This is a genomic window from uncultured Turicimonas sp., from assembly GCF_902477955.1.
GTDB lineage: Bacteria > Pseudomonadota > Gammaproteobacteria > Burkholderiales > Burkholderiaceae_F > Turicimonas.
Genome location: NZ_CABSJB010000047.1, coordinates 1 through 19411, shown reverse-complemented (window position 1 = coordinate 19411; position 19411 = coordinate 1). Strand labels below are relative to the sequence as shown.

Annotated in this window: 20 protein-coding genes; 9 read left to right on the top strand and 11 right to left on the bottom strand. The window is 45.9% G+C overall.

The genetic code is table 11. From position 1 onward, the window contains the following. The 9 genes from RDK53_RS10995 to RDK53_RS10955 form a co-directional block, all read right to left on the bottom strand. The coding region (locus tag RDK53_RS10995) for an HPr kinase/phosphorylase (RefSeq protein WP_308514843.1) at positions 1 to 763 on the bottom strand (763 nt) is incomplete at its 3' end. Between the two features lie 15 nt (positions 764 to 778). Continuing rightward, entirely contained in the window at positions 779 to 1252 is a 474-nt protein-coding gene (locus RDK53_RS10990; protein WP_308514841.1) for a PTS sugar transporter subunit IIA, read from the bottom strand. Positions 1253 to 1287: 35 nt separating this feature from the next. Continuing rightward, positions 1288 to 2652 carry an RNA polymerase factor sigma-54 gene (rpoN, locus tag RDK53_RS10985; RefSeq protein ID WP_308514839.1) on the bottom strand — a complete coding sequence of 455 codons (1365 nt, stop codon included), beginning with the start codon at positions 2650 to 2652 and terminating at the stop codon, positions 1288 to 1290. A gap of 3 nt (positions 2653 to 2655) precedes the next feature. Beyond that, entirely contained in the window at positions 2656 to 3426 is a 771-nt protein-coding gene (lptB, locus tag RDK53_RS10980) for an LPS export ABC transporter ATP-binding protein (RefSeq protein WP_281523514.1), read from the bottom strand. Next, on the bottom strand, positions 3423 to 4022 hold the full coding sequence (lptA, locus tag RDK53_RS10975; RefSeq protein ID WP_308514837.1) for a lipopolysaccharide transport periplasmic protein LptA: 600 nt from the start codon (positions 4020 to 4022) through the stop codon (positions 3423 to 3425). Before lptA ends, lptB begins: the two co-directional genes overlap by 4 nt. A 119-nt stretch (positions 4023 to 4141) precedes the next feature. Then, entirely contained in the window at positions 4142 to 4759 is a 618-nt protein-coding gene (gene lptC / locus RDK53_RS10970) for an LPS export ABC transporter periplasmic protein LptC (RefSeq protein ID WP_308514836.1), read from the bottom strand. Between the two features lie 3 nt (positions 4760 to 4762). Beyond that, entirely contained in the window at positions 4763 to 5293 is a 531-nt protein-coding gene (locus RDK53_RS10965; RefSeq protein WP_308514834.1) for an HAD-IIIA family hydrolase, read from the bottom strand. Continuing rightward, positions 5293 to 6276, bottom strand: coding sequence for a KpsF/GutQ family sugar-phosphate isomerase (locus RDK53_RS10960; protein ID WP_308514832.1), 984 nt, complete (start codon positions 6274 to 6276; stop codon positions 5293 to 5295). The genes RDK53_RS10965 and RDK53_RS10960 overlap by 1 nt, the downstream gene beginning before the upstream one ends. Before the next feature lie 172 nt (positions 6277 to 6448). Further along, positions 6449 to 7177 (bottom strand): amino acid ABC transporter ATP-binding protein, encoded by a 729-nt coding sequence (locus tag RDK53_RS10955; RefSeq protein WP_066595933.1) that lies wholly within the window; start codon positions 7175 to 7177, stop codon positions 6449 to 6451. 101 nt (positions 7178 to 7278) lie between these two features. Here RDK53_RS10955 and RDK53_RS10950 point away from each other — a divergent pair, with 101 nt between their 5' ends. Continuing rightward, positions 7279 to 7770 carry an acyl-CoA thioesterase gene (locus RDK53_RS10950; RefSeq protein WP_308514829.1) on the top strand — a complete coding sequence of 164 codons (492 nt, stop codon included), beginning with the start codon at positions 7279 to 7281 and terminating at the stop codon, positions 7768 to 7770. A gap of 76 nt (positions 7771 to 7846) precedes the next feature. Here the strand turns inward: RDK53_RS10950 and RDK53_RS10945 are convergent, their stop codons facing one another. Then, complete coding sequence (locus tag RDK53_RS10945) at positions 7847 to 8599, bottom strand: enoyl-CoA hydratase-related protein (RefSeq protein ID WP_308514827.1); 753 nt, start codon at positions 8597 to 8599, stop codon at positions 7847 to 7849. Between the two features lie 176 nt (positions 8600 to 8775). On the opposite strand from RDK53_RS10945, the gene RDK53_RS10940 reads away from it, so the two are divergent. The 5 genes from RDK53_RS10940 to RDK53_RS10920 all read left to right on the top strand — a co-directional run bounded on the left by RDK53_RS10940 (position 8776) and on the right by RDK53_RS10920 (position 14433). Further along, positions 8776 to 10578 (top strand): PhnD/SsuA/transferrin family substrate-binding protein, encoded by a 1803-nt coding sequence (locus RDK53_RS10940; protein WP_308514825.1) that lies wholly within the window; start codon positions 8776 to 8778, stop codon positions 10576 to 10578. After that, on the top strand, positions 10550 to 11164 hold the full coding sequence (locus RDK53_RS10935; protein WP_308514823.1) for a response regulator: 615 nt from the start codon (positions 10550 to 10552) through the stop codon (positions 11162 to 11164). Before RDK53_RS10940 ends, RDK53_RS10935 begins: the two co-directional genes overlap by 29 nt. Continuing rightward, the gene (locus RDK53_RS10930) at positions 11154 to 12572 is read left to right on the top strand and encodes a flavocytochrome c (RefSeq protein WP_308514821.1); all 1419 of its coding nucleotides are present in this window, start codon (positions 11154 to 11156) and stop codon (positions 12570 to 12572) included. Before RDK53_RS10935 ends, RDK53_RS10930 begins: the two co-directional genes overlap by 11 nt. Before the next feature lie 106 nt (positions 12573 to 12678). Continuing rightward, the gene (locus tag RDK53_RS10925; protein ID WP_066594165.1) at positions 12679 to 14091 is read left to right on the top strand and encodes a flavocytochrome c; all 1413 of its coding nucleotides are present in this window, start codon (positions 12679 to 12681) and stop codon (positions 14089 to 14091) included. A 9-nt stretch (positions 14092 to 14100) separates the two neighbouring features. After that, positions 14101 to 14433 carry a cytochrome c3 family protein gene (locus RDK53_RS10920; RefSeq protein WP_084081526.1) on the top strand — a complete coding sequence of 111 codons (333 nt, stop codon included), beginning with the start codon at positions 14101 to 14103 and terminating at the stop codon, positions 14431 to 14433. A 63-nt stretch (positions 14434 to 14496) separates the two neighbouring features. Here the strand turns inward: RDK53_RS10920 and RDK53_RS10915 are convergent, their stop codons facing one another. After that, on the bottom strand, positions 14497 to 17184 hold the full coding sequence (locus tag RDK53_RS10915; RefSeq protein ID WP_308514817.1) for a GNAT family N-acetyltransferase: 2688 nt from the start codon (positions 17182 to 17184) through the stop codon (positions 14497 to 14499). Between the two features lie 158 nt (positions 17185 to 17342). On the opposite strand from RDK53_RS10915, the gene RDK53_RS10910 reads away from it, so the two are divergent. The 3 genes from RDK53_RS10910 to RDK53_RS10900 are packed head-to-tail and all read left to right on the top strand — an operon-like array spanning position 17343 to position 19334. After that, positions 17343 to 17564, top strand: coding sequence for a hypothetical protein (locus RDK53_RS10910; RefSeq protein ID WP_308514815.1), 222 nt, complete (start codon positions 17343 to 17345; stop codon positions 17562 to 17564). A gap of 9 nt (positions 17565 to 17573) precedes the next feature. Beyond that, positions 17574 to 18089 (top strand): hypothetical protein, encoded by a 516-nt coding sequence (locus RDK53_RS10905; RefSeq protein ID WP_308514813.1) that lies wholly within the window; start codon positions 17574 to 17576, stop codon positions 18087 to 18089. A 42-nt stretch (positions 18090 to 18131) separates the two neighbouring features. Then, positions 18132 to 19334 (top strand): sugar transporter, encoded by a 1203-nt coding sequence (locus tag RDK53_RS10900; RefSeq protein ID WP_308514811.1) that lies wholly within the window; start codon positions 18132 to 18134, stop codon positions 19332 to 19334. The last annotated feature ends 77 nt before the right edge of the window (positions 19335 to 19411 follow it).

Here is a 19411-nt window from a genome sequence, read left to right as displayed (position 1 = left end):
CTGTATATAGCTCGGTTTCCGGCAGACGATCCATTAGTTCGCCTTGCTCGAACTGTTTTAATTCAGCCACCAGATCAAGCTTCATCTTTCTTCTGACGGAGGTTTCTCCGAAGATGGTTTTGACATCGAGAAGACCGATTCCGCGAACTTCTAACAAGTTGGCCAGCAGAGCAGGAGCAGAACCTTCAATCTGATTAGGTCCTCTTTGAATAAAGTCCACAACATCATCTGCCACGAGACCGTGGCCTCGAGTGACTAGTTCCAAACCCAATTCGCTTTTACCGATGCCGCTCTGTCCGGTCATTAGAACGCCTATCCCGAACACATCCATGAACACGCCATGCATAGAGCACGAAGGAGCCGCCAAACGAACCATGTTGTGGCGGATATTCGTTAAGGTGTCCTCTGCACATGCATCAGAAGTGAAGAAAGGAATGTTTTCTTCAATGACAGCTCGTACAAAGTCTTCAGGGAGCTCTAAATCCTTACAGATAACAAAACCGAGGCTATTGTTTTTTCTGAATTGCTGAACGATGCCTAGTCTGTCCGGAACTGAAAGGCCTTGTAGGAAGGCGACCTCGGGCGCGCCGATAATGTGAAGACGCTCTGGGTGGATGATGTTAAGGAACCCGACATACAAAGAAGGATAATGAGAGCTTTGGGCGTCTGAAAGAAAGTTTCTTCCGTTTTGATTCTTACCGTAAAGCCATTGGAGCTTGAATTTTTTGCTGCAAAGTTTGATTAGTTCTTCATATGTAGCCATAGCCTGCTTACGCTCCTATTGTTCTTGGTCGGGATGCTGAGCACACCATTTATCGATTTCTTCCGCAAATTCAGCAACGGTGGATGCTTCCTTCAGTTTCTCTCTTTCTTTTTCGTCAGAGAAAATTTCTGAGATTTGAGCAAGGATCTGAAGATGTTCGTCCGTTGCTTCTTCGGGAACGAGCAGAAAAAAGAAGGCTTCGATTGGTTCGGATTCGGGACTGTTTTCGAGACGATCATTTAATCGAATAAACAGAGCCCGTGGCTGATCCAGGTCTTTCATCCGGCAGTGAGGTACCGCTAGTCCATAACCTAAATAAGTGGAACCTAAACGTTCACGTGCATTTAAACCGTCAAAAATTGCTTTTTTGTCCAGGTTGTAGAGCAGGCTTAAAGTCTGGGCTCCTAACTCAAGAATTCTTTTTTTACTTGAGGCAGATATACCCAGAAGAATATTTTCGGGTTTTAAAAGGGCACAAAGTTTAATCATTTTACGGACTCAATATGGTCGAACTTTATTCTAATTCATTGGCATCGTTTTCTTAGCGACGCAGGGGGCAAACCGAGTGCTTCTCTATATTTCGCAACGGTTCTGCGGGCCACTGTAAACCCCTTCTGCTCTAGGAGCTGAGAAAGTTTGGCATCAGACAAGGGCTTTAATGGGTTTTCCCCGAGAATTATCTTCTTCAGCTCAGCTTTAATAGCCGAAGCCGAAACTTCTTCATCAGATTTTCCCGCGGTAAAGTGCGATGAAGAAAAAAAGTATTTCAGTTCAAAAGTTCCGCGGGAACAAATTAAATATTTCCCTGTTGTAATACGGGAGACGGTTGATTCATGAATTCCTAACTCATCGGCGATTTCTCGAAGCACCAAAGGTTTGAGTTTTTCCGGGCCGGTTTCAAAGAAATCTCTCTGCCGATTAACAATGAGTTCGGAAACGTTAAGCAATGTGGTTTGTCTTTGCTCAACGCTTTTAATAAATTGTCGGGCTTCTTCTAAACGCCCTTGCCAAATTTTGGTGTCTCTTTCAGTTTGCGTGCTGGAAAAAGCATCTGCATACATTCGGTTCAGAGAAATTTTTGGAGCATTTCGAATTAGTTTCGGTTTCCACTCCCCTTTGACCTTTTCAACTTTGATTTCGGGGAGAACAAAATTGATCTCAGGGTTAGAAAATCGAGAAGTTGGCCGAGGGTCAAGATGCGAAATAACATACAAAGCTTCTTCGAGCTCCTGTTCATTGCAGTCTAAGGTCTTCTTTAGCTTCTCTAGCTGACGTTTTGCGACCTGTTCAAGATGGCTTTCAATGATGCGAAGAGCTAAATCAGCCGTGTTTTTTTCAATCTCTTTGCGAAGCAGAAGGCCGTTGATTTGAAGAGAAAGTACTTCCAGGCAATCTTTTGCTCCTATACCGGCAGGATCAAAGGTCTGAAGAAGATGGAGAGAATTTTTCCAATCTTCGAGCGAAAAATTGTTCTCTGCCGGAAAAGAGTCTTTGATTCCTTCAATACTTTCTGTCAGCAGTCCTCGGGAATCTAAGGCGCCGATAATCCATTGAACTCTCAGACTTTCCTCAAGAGTGATTTTTAAGCAGGACAGCTGTTCCAGAAGATAGGAGGTCAGAGACTGAGGAGCCTCTTCCCAATCCCAATCTTCCTCCTCAACCTCGGCTCGAAATCCGGACTCCCAAAGCAGTTCTCCTTTGTCTTCCCTTTCTGCTTCTTGTTCCTCGGAGGAACTTTCTTCTGCCGTAAGAAAAGGATTTTCTTGGAGCTGAGTGGAAATCTCCTGGATAAGTTCCTGCGTAGGCAGCTGAAGAATCTTTAAAGCCTGCTGCAACTGCGGAGTTAGCGCAAGTTTTTGAGTCTGCTTTAAAGATAGACCGATCTGCATGATTTACATACGGAAATTCTTGCCTAAGTAAGCTTTACGGACAAGTTCGTTTTCGATAATGGCTTCAGGTTTGCCGGAGGCTAAGACGGTACCGTCGCTGATAATGTAAGCGTGATCGCATATGCCCAAAGTTTCACGGACGTTATGGTCAGTGATAAGAACGCCAATGCCTCTTTCTTTGAGGAAGTGGACGATTCTCTGAATTTCAATAACGGCAATTGGGTCGACACCGGCAAAAGGTTCATCCAGCAGAATAAAGCGCGGTCTAGCTGCCAAAGCACGTGCAATTTCCGTTCTTCTTCTTTCACCTCCGGAAACAGTGGAAGCAATACTCTTGCGGATGTTAACAATCTGAAGTTCATTGAGAAGCTTTTCTAATTCTTCTTTAATTTCCTTAGAACTCAGCTTGGAACCGTCCGGATTGACTTGAAGTTCCAAAATAGCCTGGATGTTTTCTTCCACAGTTAGTGAACGGAATACGCTGTTTTCCTGAGGAAGATATGTCACCCCGAGTCTGGATCTCTTATAAATCGGCAAATGCTGAATAGACTTGCCGTTTAAGAGGATAGAACCGCCATTGGTAGAGACAAGACCGACAATCATGTAAAAGGTGGTGGTTTTGCCTGCGCCGTTCGGGCCCAAAAGTCCTACGACTTCACCGCTCTTAACGCTGATGGAGACGTCTTTAACAACAGTACGGTTGCCGTAAATCTTTTTTAAATTGACAGCTTCTAGGACACTGCGGGTGTCGTCATCTTTACGTTCTTCCGTCATTGAGTAATTCTCGTGTTACGTTCAAGTTCAACGCCTTTGGAGCGAGCTGGGCTGGCAGAAGAGTCTCTCGGAGCAATGACCGTGCTTACACGGCCGGCAGAACCGCGGGACTTGTCGCCGGTAATATCTGCGGTGGAGTTTGTCATGTTGTAGACAATGCGGACACCGCGGCTGCGATCTTTGAGTACTCCGTTTTCTGTTCTGAAGACTTCGGCGTTGTTGGTGAGAATCAACTGATTAGATTTTTCGTTATAAGTAAGCTTATCTCCCTCTCCGTGCATCCATTCTTCTACGCCGGGCGTCTGCTGATCGCGTCTTTGTTTAAACCGGACCAGCTTCCCTTTTTCCGGGGTCATAACAGCATGACGGAAGCCTTGAGGGTCAATGGACAAGACAAGCTTAGCACCATGAATCTCTAAAGTGCCTTGGTGAACTGCCACGTTGCCTGTGTAGATAGCCACTTGCTTAACATCGTCCCCATCGAACTTGTCAGAGAATATCTGTACGGGTTTGTCAGAGTCTCCCGATTCTGCAAAAGATATCATCGGGAGCATTAGAGTTAGGGCTACGGCAAAACTAATACGCTGGAAGTTCATTTTAGTGGCTTTATATAGTTGTCCAATTCTCGTAAATCTTGTCTATTGTAATTTCTTTTTGAAAAGTTGGTAGAAAAGACTTCTCTCGATTTGTTGTTGCAGATATGAACCGGCAAGAGTTACTGAGCGTTTCCCGAAGTTTGGTTTTCGTTCTTATTCAGACCGGATTGAATAGAGCGGGGCATAAATTCACTTTGAACCCTTGAACGCAGTTTGAAAGTACGTTCAACATTGTCAAAGTCCATTCCGATGCCTCTGGAAACGTCGCTTCCTCTGGTCAGAGTGACCGGTTTGTCAGAAGAGTAAACATCTTCATCAGGGTAGGCGTCAAGCTGGCTTGTTTCTAAACGGCTCGCAGGCTTGTCGCCGTGTGCTTGCTGACGGATATCAACATTGTTATAGAAATGAAGTGTTTCTCCGCCGGAGACCATTTCGCCGGAATCAGAACGGGCCGTTACCTGAGGCTCGTTTGGGTTGAGGGAATAGTACTCGGGAAATTCAGCTGTGGCATGGCCGTCAGAATAGTGATCTATTCTTTTAGCAAATACTTTATAAGAAGCTTCCCCGGATTTATCAAATTTGGTCACCGTAATATCGTGAGCGATAAAGTCCGGAGAATTTAGATCGGAGAGATGCCCTTGGCCTTCCATTTCTGCTTTAACGGAATACCAATAGCTCATGCCTACCAAGGTAAGCAGGAGTGCGACAGCGATGATGGAAGTAAGACGATCTCTCATTAACTAGATTTCAATCCCAAAGCGTTTTTGAACAACGGAAGCAAACTTATCCTGTGAGTTTAGAATAAATTCGGCTAATTCGCGAACTGCCCCTCTGCCGCCCGGATATTTGGAGACCCAAGTCGCTTTCGATAACGCGATTGGTGCGGCATCACACGGAGCACATGCTAAACCGACTAACGGGAACAAGCAGAGGTCCGGAATATCGTCGCCCATGTAGGCAACATTTTGCGGTTCAACATTGGCCTGGATGCAGATGTTGGTAAACCCGACCCGTTTGTCTTTCTCGCCCTGCATGACGAGCTTGATGCCGAGCTCTCTTGCTCTTTCTTCGACGATATCGGAAGTGCGGCCGGTACAAATAGCCACCGCAATGCCGGCGTCTTGAAGAAATTTAATTCCCAATCCGTCACGTACAAAGAAAGATTTAAAAAGCTCTCCGTCTCCGCTGATATTGATGCAGCCGTCGCTCAAGACGCCGTCGACATCAAGAATAACTAGCTTTACCTGTTTAGCAATTTCTTGGATTTCCATTAGATCACCTTTGCAGTCATGAGATCGTGAATATGGAGGGCGCCGATAAGCTTGTTGTCTTTATCTACAACCAGAAGTTGGTTGCGCAGGGTTGTTTCAAGGACTTTGGCAGCTTCCATTGCCAAAGCATCTGCGGTTGTTGTAGACGGATGTTTAGTCATCACTGAGGCGATAGAGATTGGACGAATATCGCCGACCTTTTCAATGAGTCTTCTTAAGTCGCCTTCAGTGAAAATTCCGACGACTTCATTGGCATCATTGGTGATAGCAGTCATGCCAATCTTCTTGCGCGTAATTTCTTTTACCGCATCGAGGACGGAGGCACTGTCTTTAACAACCGGAAGATCGTCTCCCGTTCTCATCACATCCTTGACGTGTGTGAGTAATCGGCGTCCCAAAGCTCCGCCCGGATGAGATCTTGCAAAATCTTCTGGTCCGAAGCCTTTAGCGTCTAAGCAGGCGACGGCCAAGGCATCCCCGAGAGCCAAGGTTACGGTAGTGGAAGAGGTAGGTGCCAAATTCAGCGGACAGGCTTCACGTTCAACATGAATATTCAGGTTAACCGTTGCATGATTGGCTAACGGATTTGAATCGGAACCGGTAATGGCGATGATTGGAGTGCCCTCTCGAACAATCGTCGGAACAATCGCCAAAAGTTCCGAACTCGAACCTGAGTACGAAATAGCAATGACAACATCTTCTTTGGTGATCATTCCCAAGTCGCCGTGGGCGGCTTCAGCGGCATGAACAAAAAATGCCGGTGTACCGGTGGAGGCTAGAGTCGCAGCAATCTTGCGGGCAATATGGCCGCTCTTGCCGACCCCGCTGACAACGACGCGCCCCTTACAGGCTAAGAGGATTTGAACAGCTTTAATGAAGTTTTCATTGAGAGTGTCAGAGAGATGACAGATGGCTTGAGCTTCAGCTTGAAGAACTGCTTTGCCGAGTTCGAAGATCCCTTTTGTTGAAGAGGTTCCGTTCATTTTATTTCGAAAAAAATAGGTTAAGGATGAATTATAGTCGGGAGGAAAAGAAGTCTCCTTAGGGACCTCTTAACTTAGTAAAAAAACTTGAAAACTGAGGCTCATTTTTTTGAGCTTGAGCATTAACAAAAAGCTTGGACAAACTTTATCCCGGAGCCGAGTCAAAAGACAATCAATGATTGAGAATTTTTGCTAAGAAAGCCTGTGCTCTCTCGCTTCTCGGGGTAGAGAAGAATTCTTCTTTCGGAGCTTCTTCAACAATTTCGCCTGCATCCATGAAAACGACTTTATCTGCAACTTTACGTGCAAAGCCCATTTCATGAGTCACTACCATCATGGTCATGCCTTCTTTTGCCAGTTCAACCATAACATCCAACACTTCGTTAATCATTTCCGGGTCGAGAGCGGAAGTCGGTTCGTCAAAGAGCATGCAGATCGGATCCATTGCTAGAGCTCGAGCAATGGCGACTCGCTGCTGCTGACCACCGGACAGCTGCATTGGAAATTTATGGGCGTGCTTGGCGAGACCGACTCGATCAAGCAGTTTTAATCCTCTTTCAATGGCTTCATCACGAGTTCTTTTCAGAACCTTCATTTGCGCAAGAGTAAGGTTGTCGCAAATGGTCAAATGGGGAAAGAGTTCGAAATGTTGGAAAACCATGCCGACGTGAGATCGAAGTTTAGGCAGATCAACACTAGGAGCACCGACATCGACTCCATTTACGAAAATGCTGCCGCTTTGGAACGGCTCAAGGGCGTTGACGGTCTTAATCAGGGTGGATTTTCCGGAGCCGGAAGGCCCGCAGATAACGACAACTTCGCCTTTTTCGACCGATGTGGAGCAATTGCGGAGAACCTGAAAGTCTCCGTACCACTTGCTGACATTTTTTATCTCGATCATAGGCATAGTCGCATTTCCCATCTAATTTAAATCTAGGTCTAAAGTATACATTTTGACTATCAATGAAGGCTAAAATCCAAAAGCTAAATTTTGGAGGACTTATGGCAGACAATTCAAATAAAAAAGACAATCAAGTTCCGTCACTTCCTGATTGCGATGTAACTTTCAGAGTGATGCCGATGCCGCCTGATACCAATCAGTATGGCGACGTTTTCGGCGGCTGGATTATGAGCCAGGTTGACTTGGCCGGAGCTTCCGTTGCAGCCCGCAGAGCACGCTGCAGATGCACGACCGTTGCGGTAACCAACTTCGTTTTCAAAGAGCCGGTATGGGTCGGTGACGTTGTCTCTTTCTACGGAAGAATCCTGAAAGTAGGCCGAACCTCCGTCACCGTTGACGTAGAAGTTTTTGCAGAAAGACTTCACAAAGACAATCATAAGATTGTGAAAGTGACCGAAGCTCAGCTGGTCTACGTAGCTATCGGACCGGACGGCAGACCGCAGCCGGTTGACAGGCCTGACGAGGAAAATACTGCGGTTCCGAACAGAGATGTTCTTCCTCATGTTCGTCAGCAGGTGCCTGACAAGAATTAATGAGCAAAAAATAGTTCAACAAATAGGCCGTAATCTCGATTGAGAAAACGGCCTAATTTCTTCCTGCTTCTACGGCTTAATCAAAATTTGGTTTTCTTTTTTCCATAAATGCGTTGAAGGCTTCTTTCATTTCTGCGCCGTCAACCAATTGGTCAAAAGTTTCCTGTTCAAGCTCTTTTTGTTCCTTTGTTCCCGACAAGTAGGCTGCTTTCAAAAGACGTTTTGTAGCATTCAGTGCTTTAGGAGGAAGATTGCCTAAGCGGGTTGCTGCCAAGAAAGTCTGAGGAAGAACTTTGTCGTCTTCGAGGACATGATTGATGATGCCCATTGCAATCGCCTCGGAAGGACTGATAGGTTCAGACAGAAGAATCTTCTGTGCTGCAAGTTTGTATCCCGCACTCTTCACTGAGAGAAGGCTGATGCCGTATAGCGGTGTTTTACCGAGAGCAATATTCGGCAGGGCAAATAAGGCGTGTTCGCCGCAGAACACTAAATCGCAGTGATAAAGAAGCGCGACGCCTTCAGCGACGGCAGGACCTGTCACAGCCGCCAGTATCGGTTTCTCGACATAGTCCAATGCATCGATCACTTCCTGGAAGGCTTTTAGGATTTCTTGGGGCTTGTTGAGCATCTCATCAATGTCTAGACCGGCGCAGAACACATTCGTTTCACCTGAAATGACAATCGATCGAACGGCATTGTCTTCGTTGCATTCCAAGAGCTGTTTTTTTAATTCATTGCACATCTCGATATCGAGAGTGTTTCTTTTGGCCGGACGCTGGATAGAGAGTCGAGCGGTCTTGTCTTCAATTGTAGTAACAACAGGCATTTTTTAACTCCACAATATTCTTTTTATTCTGAAGGTGTTTTAAAGGATGTAGTCTGAAAACTCACCATTATGGTCTTTAACAGCCGGCAATTGCGAGAAGAAAATATACGCGAAACTTCATTTTTGGTTGGGTTATCAGCAATTCAAAAAATATTTCTTGGTGGTAATCTCGAATAATGATGAAAAGAATTATTCGATATATCCCAGCGATCTTGTTGCTGCTTGCTCTTTCTTTTGTGCCTGCACACGCAGAAAAAGAGCCGGGAGCAGTTGTCTCCATTGGTTTGCTGGACTCTTTTAATCCGGAAGTGGAGCGGGAACTGATCCTGCCGACAGTGGAATATCTTAAGCAAAAATTCCCTCAGATTCGCTGGAGTTTAGTTCACCTTAATACATTGAAACCCATGGCTTCCGTTGAACAGTCAAAAGCAGATTTTGTTTTTTCTTCGGCAGGAACCTTTCAAGAGCTTCATCAAGTTTTAGGCTACAACCACGTGGTTACCTCAAAAAGCGTGTTCTCAGATAATCCTTCCGAATCCGTCGGCAGCGTTTTTGTTGCACGGAAATTTCGCGACGATTTAAAAGACATTTCATCTCTGAAAGGAAAGGTAGCTGTTGCTTCTCAGCCTAATTCATTCGACGGATGGCTGATCGGTACTCACGAGATTGTCAAAGAGGGATTCGATCCGGATAATTTTTTCTCGAAAGTTATTTTTTCTCATTTCCAGTTTCCGGATTCTTTGGCAATTCTTGCGGCAGGAAAAGCCGATGTCGGGGTCTTTTCCGCATGCTTGCTAGAAAAGCTGGAGAAGGAAGGTTTGGTAAGTACGGAAGATTTCAAAATCATTTCACCCAAAAGCAAGGAGTCTCTGAAGTGTTCTCACTCAACGGAACTGTACCCCGGAATCGTTTTGTCTACGGAAGAAAATACAGATCCGAAACTTGTTTGGGAAGTGACTTCGGCACTTCTTTCCATGCCGAGCATTAATAACAGCGAATGGACCATCAGCCAGAAGTTCTCTAAGGTTAACCAGCTTTATCAGGATCTCAAGATTGGGCCTTATTCTTATCTCAAGGAGCAGTCGCTCCCAGCACTTTGGCAGCGCTTTAAGAATGTGATTTTGATTGTTGCGGGCATCGTTCTCATCTTAATTATCAATGAGATTTACTTGCGTTCTGCCGTAGCTTGGAGAACTCGTCAGCTCAAAGCAGCCCTCAAAGAAAAAATCAGAGCTGAAAGAGATGCAAGGGAAAAAGGGAAACAATTGGCTCAAATGGAAAAATTCGGCGTAATTTCTCAAATGTCAGGAATGTTGGCTCATGAGCTCCAGCAGCCGTTGTTGGCAATCGGTAATTTCACAAGTGGCCTGAAGATGTACATGAATAAACAGGAAAGGCTGGATAAGGTAAGCTCGGAGGCTATACAGCACATCGAGAAAAACACAAAACGAATAGCCGATATTGTCGGCCGAGTTCGATCCTACGCTAAAAATAAAAGAGGGCAGTTTGAACTAGTAGATTTAGCTGAAATCGCTAAGAGAGCGTTGACTAGCGCGAAGGGCTCGGCATTTGCTGATATTCCGATCCGGCTGAAGGTTCCTGTCAAGGCTGAAGTGTACGGCCAGCCTCTTGAGCTGGAGCTGATTATGGTCAATTTGTTGAAAAACGCTTGCTCTGAGGTGAAAAAAGTCAAAGATCCGCAGATTGTTTTGTCTATCGAAGATGAAGGGAAGTGCTGGAGGGTGAGCGTTAGAGACAACGGACCGAAACTTTCTCCAAAAGAATTTCTTAGACTTAGGCAGATGGGCGACAGCGTTAAAGATGACGGGCTGGGAATTGGATTATCTTTGGTTCGAGGACTATGCGACTCTCATGGTGCCTCTTTGAGTTTCAGTCAAATAGAACCGCAGGGAATTTGCGCTGCGTTTGTAATAGAAAAAAGGAGTGATGATGGAGCCGATCGTAAGAATAATAGATGATGACGAAGAGGCACGAGAATCCACTGCCTTTCTTCTGACAATGGCCGGATGGTGTACGCAGACTTATGAGAGCGCCCAGAGTTTTTTAGACAACGATGATGTTTCAGTACCCGGCTGTATTTTGCTGGATATACGGATGCCGGGAATGACCGGAATGGAACTCCAGTTAAAGCTGAGCGAAGAACACGTAGAGCTTCCGGTTATCTTTTTGTCCGGCCACGGAGATATGTCGATGGCGATTCATGCCTTCCGCAGAGGAGCTGCAGATTTCTTGGAGAAGAATGTCACTTCCGAGGAACTGCAGGCAGCCGTGAAGAAGGCCGTAACTGCATCAATGAAGAACTTTACGTCTAATTGCGAGAAGAAAAAACTTCTTGAACTTTATGAAAGCCTCACTCCGCGGGAAAAGCAAGTCTGTGTCGGGGTGGCTCAAGGAAAACTCAACAAGGTAATTGCTTACGAATTGGATATTGCGGAAAGAACCGTGAAGATGCACAGAAGCCATTTGTTGGAAAAATTAGAGGTTAAAAGCCCGGTGGAGCTGGCATTCTTGTTGAAGAGCATAGGAGTGTTGGATGCTGAATAGGCGAAGATTTACTCATTTGGCTTTGGTTTTGCCGACTATTCTGTCCTCTCCCGCAGTACTAGCCAAAAGATTAAAGAAAACCAATAGCGTTATCGTGATCGGGGGAGGCGCTGCCGGGCTTGCAGCTGCGATCTCGGCAAAAGAACATGGCGCTGCAAGAGTAACAGTTCTCGAAAAGGCCTGTTTTCTGGGAGGTCATACGGCTTTTGCCGGCGGTTCCGTAAACTTTGTTGATCCGGGAAGACAGAAGAAAATGGGTATCAATGACTCAGAGGAGTTATGGCAAAAGCAAATCATTGAAACCGGAGGCGGGATTAATGATGCTGAACTGGTTAGAACATTAGTCTCTTCTGCAACTGAAACCGGAAAATGGTTGGAAGACATGGGAGTGAAGTGGCTTCCGATGGTGTATGAAGCCTGGTCGGGAAAGTTTCCCCGCGCTCATCAAATTGCCGGGAAAAGATGCGGGATGGAATACATTCGCTGTCTCGCAAAAAGAGCAAAGCAGTTGGGTGTGCAAATCAGCTTGAATGCCGAAGTAATCTCTCTTGATTGCCAAAAGAAAGGCGGCTGCGAGGTGACCTACAAGAAAAATGGTCGGCCACTTCCTTTGATGTCCGATGCGGTAGTTCTGGCTACCGGCGGTTTCTCTGCAAATCAAAATATGAGAATGCTTTATGACCAGCGCCTTGATGAGACCGTGGGAACCACGCTTAGTGCTTTTAATTTCACCTATGACGGATCCACGGGCGAGGGCATCCAAATGGCTCAGGCTCTCGGAGCGGCAGTTCAGGACATGGAGTATATGCAGTTGATTCCGTTGAACGGAGGGCGCCTGCTGGACTATTCGGGCGGCGAAATTTTTGTTGATTCTTCGGGTAAAAGATTTATTGATGAAGCAAGTGAGGTTAGATATATTGCCGATGCGTTCTTAAAGCTTCCGGATAAGACGATGTGGGTCATTACCGACTCGACAACCCGAAAAAATTCATCTTTTGAACAAAAACTGATGACTGGGGTCGTGCAGGAAGCTGATTCCGTCCGAGAAATGGCCAAAGCTATGAATGTGCCTGCCTCCGTGCTGCAGGCTACTTTGAGCGAGTATAACGAGAGCATTCTCAAAGCCAATGCGGGAGCAGAGAAGAATATTGTTAAACAGCCTCTGTTGACTCCGCCTTTCTACTTCGGAAAGGAAAGATTTGATTTGCATTTTTGCTGCGGCGGATTGGCTATTAACAGCAAAGGGCAAGTTCTTCGGACCGACGGCCAGCCGGTGCCCAGACTGTATGCGGCAGGCGAGTGCACGGGAGGCATTCACGGAAAAGACAGGCTCGGAGGAGACTCATTAATCAGCTGTTTTGTTTTTGGAAGAATTTCCGGAGCATCGGCTGCAAATACCAAAATTTAGTATGCACTTTGGTGCATATGCACTAACGGACATTTTGAGAAAAAGCCCCGATCTTTAAGCTTCTACTTAACAAAGAAACCCAAATTAACCCAATAGGAGCTTAAAGATGAAGAAAACATTAGTTGCATTATTCGTAACAGGTTACGTCGGAATCGCATTTGCCGATCAAGTCGTTGATACCGATATCGTTGTCGTCGGTGCCGGCGGTGCAGGTTTCTCTGCAGCAGTTGCAGCAGCTGAGGCAGGTGCAAAGAACATCGTTTTGTTGGAAAAGAATCCGGTTGTCGGCGGTCATACCGTAATTTCCGGCGGTTCCGTTAATGCGGTTGACACCAAGCGTCAAAAGGCCATGGGCATTGAAGACAGCGCAGATAAGATGGCTGCTCAAACATTGAAAGCCGGTGACTACCGTGCTGACCCGGCTTTGGTAAAGACCTTAGCTGATAATTCCGAAGCAGCAATCAACTGGATGGAAGGTCTTGGTGTTCAATGGAATCCTCGCGTATTCGAAGCTTGGGGCGGCTTGTTTGCCAGATCTCACAACTCCGGAGATAAGAATGCCGGACATGACTACATCCGCGTTTTGAATAAAGCCGCTAAAGCTCACGGTGTACAGATTAAAACCAACACAAAGGCTGTTGAACTTCTTCGCAAAGACGACCAATCTCCGGTCACAGGTGTAGTCGCTCAGGCTAAGAACGGCGAAAAAATTACATACAACGCTAAGGCAGTGGTTCTCGCAACCGGTGGCTTTACAGCTAACGTCCCGATGCGTATGCGCTATGACCGTCGTCTCGACGCCAGCTTCAAGACAACAGCTAATCCGACAGGTAAAGGATTTGACGGCTCTACCGGTGATGGTATCAACATGGCTACTAAGGTTGGAGCTGATACAGACGGTATGAACTACATCCAGCTTATCCCATTTGTCGGCGGCCGCGTTATTGACTATGTGGGAGGGGACATCTTCGTTGATCCTCAAGGCAAACGCTTTGTAAACGAAGGCGGCCGCCGAGACGCAATTGCTGATGCAGTTCTTGCTCTTCCGGGACGCACTATGTGGGTTATTACCGACGACCAGTCTCTCAAAGGCGCCTCTTTGGAAACCAAACTGAAGAAAGGCATCGTATTTAAGGCCGACACCGTCGAAGAAATGGCCAAGAAGATGAATGTTGATCCGAAGGTTCTCCAACAGACACTTGATCGTTACAACGAATTCGCTGCTAAGAAAGAAGATCCGGATTTCGGTAAGACAACATTTACTCAGTTGATTAACAAACCTCCATATTATTTCGGAACCGAAACTCAGGACGTTCACTTCAGCTGCGGTGGTTTGAGAATTACACCTCAGGCACAAGTTGTTGACGTTAACGGCAAGGTTATCCCGGGTCTTTATGCAGCAGGCGAAACTACCGGTGGTATCCACGGTACAAACCGTGCAGGCGGAAATGCCCTTATCGATAACTTTGTATTCGGAAGAATCGCCGGTCAACAGGCAGCGGCAACTGCAGCTAAGTAAGGTGGTCCTATGAAGTTCAGACTATTAATCCTCTGTCTGTCATCCTTTCTGGTTTTGGCTTTGAACGCCAATGCAGCCGGGATAGCCGACAGCCACATGAAGAAGAGCATCCCCTGTACGTCTTGCCATAAGACAATGAAGGGTGGTGACGATGTCGAAAGGACTGATTGTTTGAAATGCCACAATGAGGAACAGCTCAAGGTTGCAGGTGAAAAAATCAAGCCTAAGTTCGACAACCTTAATCCTCATAAGCCGCATTTCGAAGACTTGGCTTGTACAGAGTGTCACAAAGGTCATGCCGAGCAAGTTAACTTCTGTGCTTCCTGCCACGGTAACCGTTAACCTCTAAATAGTTCTCCTTGGTTAAGAGACACCTTCGGGTGTCTCTTGTTCATTGGAGAAGTTTTAATCGGAAGCCTCTTCAGGCAATTCAAGGGAGAAAAGGTTAATGTGCGGATCTGCCTCATCTTCAGTTTGACTGTATCCGCGTTTTTGCATCATCTTGGACATGCCCCCGTTATCTTTGAGAACGTAGCCCACCAGTTCAGTCAGGCCTCTTGAAAGAGCTTCTTCTTCCAAGGCAGCCATCAAAAACTTAGACAGTCCTTTTCTTTGGTAGTTGTCTGCGATCGAAATGCCGAATTCTGCAGATTTACCGTTGGGAAGCAGCGAGAAGGTAGCTTCACCTACAACGGCAGGCCGTGTCTTGGAAGGCTCAGTCAGAATAATTGTGTAGGAGCGGTCAGGATCATTGGTCAAAGCTCTGGCAGCAATTTCTTCCGGCGTTGTACTTAGTCCATGGAAGCGCAGGCGCATGGAGCTCTCTGAAAGATTCGTGATGTAGTTTGTAAAACCTTCAATATCCGCCGGCTGAGCTTGTCTGAGCAACAATTCTCCGAAGTCTCCGGAAATTTTCTTCGCCGGCTTGGAAAGCACCGTCGGAAATACTAAATGTTCCGCTTTAGCAGAAGGTCTCAGCGGTTTGTCCCAAATAGCGGCATGGGCATCTAAAACAATGGCGGAGTCCGGGCCTACAAGAAGAGGATCAATTTCAATGGACTTCAGAGCCGGGATGGAAACAGCAGCCTGAGAAAGACGCAGAAGGGCAGTGCAGAGTAATTCTTTACTGACTTCAGGGAAGCCTTTGTAGGCTGAAAGCAGTTTACTGATTGAAGGGGCTTCTAAGAGTTGAAGGGCATCTGATTTTGAGATAGGAGCGAAGTTGAATTCTTCTTTGAATCCTAAATCGCCGTACAAGCCGCCTACCCCGATGTAAACAACGGGACCGAACTGTTTGGTGTTTCTCATTCCAACTTTCAGTTCTCTGGCGTAGGCATCGCTGAGGGTTCTCTGGATGGTAACGGCGAAATCTTCTTCGGGAATGTGGTTTTCTTCGGCTTTCGTCTGAAGTGCTTTATAGGCGTTTCTGAGTTCTTTTTCGTTGCGGATTCCAAGGATTACTCCTCCGATGTCGCTCTTAGAGAGAATTCCGTCACTGCGGATTTTTAAGGCAACCGGAAAACCGAGAGCTTTCGAGGCTTCAATAGTTTCGCCTAAAGAGCCGGCATACAAAGAAGCTGTTGTTTCAAAGCCGATACTGGCTAGGAGACGCTTAGTTTCTTCGTCATAGAGAATATTTCTATCTTCTTTTTTAGCTTGCTGGATAATCTTTCTGGCACCGGCAAAGTTTCTATCCGACAGAGACTGTGGGGGCACGGATAATGCGCTCTGATTTTTTCTAAAGTTAAAGAATTTTTCTGTCAACGAAACCGATAGGCAAGCATTCTTTATTCCTTCCAAAGCAAGAATGCCGTTGTTGAGTAAATACTTGATTGCCGGCTCAATTTCGTGAGATCCAAGCCATGCTGTGATAACCGGCTTTGATGCTTGTTTAATGATGGGCGCAATGGCTTTTGCAATATCTACCGGAGAAATTAAAGGATTAGAAACAAAAGCCAAGAGAACGCCCGAGCAGTTTTCTTGCTTTAAAGAAAAATCCAAAATCTGAGAAATGGTTTTCGGTGAGGCATCTACACCGACATTAATTGGGTTTGCAAACGGAAAAAGTACTTTAAATTTCGTGCTGAGAACTTCCGCAGCTTCAGGAGAAATTACTGCCGGCACGATCCCGTAGGCGCCCATGGTATCTGCAACCAACGTGTCCAGTCCTTTGCTGTTGACGATGCAGTATAGGGCTCCGTCAAAGAATGCTTTCCTTAAAGAGAATGCCTGGATTGCGTAAGACAAGTCATAGATGGAGTCCAAGAGGAGGGCGCCCGAACGTTTTAGGGCTTTTTCGATTACATCGTGATGATCTTGCGGTCGACCGTTGTTGTTAATGACGATGTCGCCCGAGAGTGCTGATTTCCCGCCTTTAAGCAGAATGACCGGTTTATTCTTCGCTGCCAGACGAATGGCCGAGAGCATTCTTCTCGGATCTTTAAAGTTTTCAACGTAAAGAACAATGCACTGTGTCTGATTATCTTGAGCTAATAAGTCAATGTAGTCTGCTGTCGTTAATGAATATTCCAGTCCCGGATCGATAACGTAAGAGAAGCCTCCTTTACAGCTGGAGGCAATATTAATGATCGTGTGCACGAGTCCTGGAGACTGACTGATAAGGCCGATATTGCCGGCCATCGGCATATGAGGAAGGAAGGAGACGTTTAGTGCGGCAGGAGGGTATAAATAACCGAGGGACTGAGGACCGACGATGTACATTCCGGCCTTTTTGCACTCGTCAAGTTTGTTATAAAAATCTTCCGTGAGTTCTGTTTTCGGGAAGCCTCCGCAAAGAAGTACGGCTTTGACTTTATTCTCTAACGCAGCGGTAAGGATTTTGACGTAATGCTCCGGAGGACAAACAATGACGACTAAGTCCAGGCTCTGCTTAACGGCACTCAGCGTGGGATAGCATTTATAAGTTCCCAGAGTTTTGTATTTCGGGTTGATTGCAAATAGGTCGGCAGCTCCGTGCCCTGCAGTCAAATGCTCCCACATCGTTGTCCCAAGGCTTCCGGCTTTCTCACTGGCTCCCACAACAGCGATGCTTTTAGGATTGAATAGAACGTTCAAATAATGCCTAAAGTCCATTTTGTTTGCCTTTCAAACTTCCACCTTGGGAAGTTTAAACGAGCAGAGGAGAAGATTTGAACAATATGATGCTAACAGCCAAGATAGAGGAACATCTTTCAAATATCTGGTTTGAAATGAGTAAGATTCCAAAAGCAATATCAGAATAAGTGGTAAAAATGAAAAAAGACGAAGAGAAGTATTGGAAAAAGCCCGACGGCTCCTTAGTGTCTTGTACTGAAAAAGTAAAAGTTTTGAATGAGAATTATGACGAGATCAAGCATCTTCTCCAGGATGCTATCGATGATGCAGTCTTAATGGGTTGTTCCGAAGAAAATGTTAAAAAGATTTATCTGGACCTGCTTAACTCCACAAAAGCAGCTTATCCGGAGATCAAATAGGTGAAGATTATGACGAAATACCTCAACTCTTTGAAAACCGTAGCATTGGCTTTTATATTTGGGCTGCTTGCAGCGTGTGCGCATCCTGATTCAGTGGGCTTAGGAACTTCCTATGATTCCGTAATGGATAAGCTCGGAGCTCCGGATTCAAGAATAGTTCTTCCTGATGGGTCTCTTCGGGTGGTTTACTCCCTGCAGCCAATGGGCCAGCAGTCCTATGTCATGATTTTTAATAAAGAAGGGCATTTAATTTTCAAAGAGAATCTTCTTCAGCAGAAGTATTTCAATGAAATTAAACCCAAGGTAATGAACGAGCAGGATATCTACAACATGTTCGGACATCCTTGCGAAAAGTGGACTTACGCACTATCGGGCGAACATACCTATATGTACCGCTTTCAAGATGGCGGCATGGACTGGGCTTTATGGGTTGACTTTGACAATAAGACAAATGAAGTTCTCAGATATGTCATCAGCATTGATCCTTGGACGCAAAGAGACGGGGATGACGATAAAAATATCTAAGTTTGGGTATTTTTGCGCCTCTTCTTTTTACTAAGCAATTAAATGTCTGTTCCTCAACGGCACAAATTCGGCTTTAAAGCGTGGCTGCCAACTATTGGGTTAGCTTTTGCCGCTTTTGTATTCAATACTTCGGAATTCCTCCCGGTTGGTCTTCTTCCTAATATCGCAGAAAGCCTGCATGAGACGACATCTCAAACCGGCTTAATTATTACTGTCTATGCGTGGGTAGTAGCTTTGATGTCGCTTCCTTTGACGGTGATGACGGCAAAGTTGGAAAGACGAAAGCTGTTATTGGCGCTGCTTGTTCTTTTTGCGGCAAGTCACTTCATTGTTTTGTGGGCTGATACTTTTGTGAAATTGATGGGCGCGCGAATTTGCGTTGCGTTCACACATTCCATTTTCTGGTCCATCATGACGCCGCTAGCGGCGAGAACAGCGCCGTTCGGCAAACAATCTTTGGGATTGGCGGCGGTTATGGGCGGCAGTATCGTTGCTACAGTTCTTGGTGTGCCTATCGGTACGAGATTAGGACAAGAAGTTGGCTGGCAAGGCGCTTTCTTTATTGTCGGTATCGCTGCTCTTATCGTTTTAGTACTTATCTATTTCGTGCTTCCGATTTGTCAGAGTGATAGGGCCGGATCTCTGAAGAGCCTGCCTGTTCTTTTTAGACGTCCTCCGATTGTTCAGCTGTATCTTCTGACCGTTACCGTCGTTTTAGGACAGTTTACGGCTTATTCCTTTATTGCCCCGATTCTGATGAATATCGGGGGCGTCAGTGAATCAACCACCGTTGTTGCGTTGTTTGTTTATGGTATTTCCGGAATTTTAGGAACGGTAATCGGCTCCAAGTTTGTCGATAAACATACCTCAGCGGCTCTTGTCATTCCTCTTTTCATCGTGACATGCTCTTTAGCCTCCATTACGATGCTTGCTCCTCACTGGAACGCTTTCTTGGTCATGGCAGTTTTCTGGGGTGCAAGTACCACTGCGGTCATCCTGGCATTTCAAACGATTCTGCTGCGTTATGCGAAGGATGCCGCAGACGTTGCCACAGCACTTTTCAGCGGAATCTTTAATATTGGTATCGGCGGAGGCGCCTTCTTGGGAAGTCATCTTTCCGTTGCATTCGGTTTTTCTTCGCTTGGATATGCCGGAGCGGGATTGGTTGGTATTTGTTTGCTCGGTTGTCTTATTTTGTGGATCACAAAGGGAAACGCGATACTCGGTGGACAAGAAAAGGTGTAGCTATCACATGCTTCAGCTAAAACCTGAATTCCCGTTAATCTAGGTGCATATTTAACAATTTCTTGCTTATTCTTACT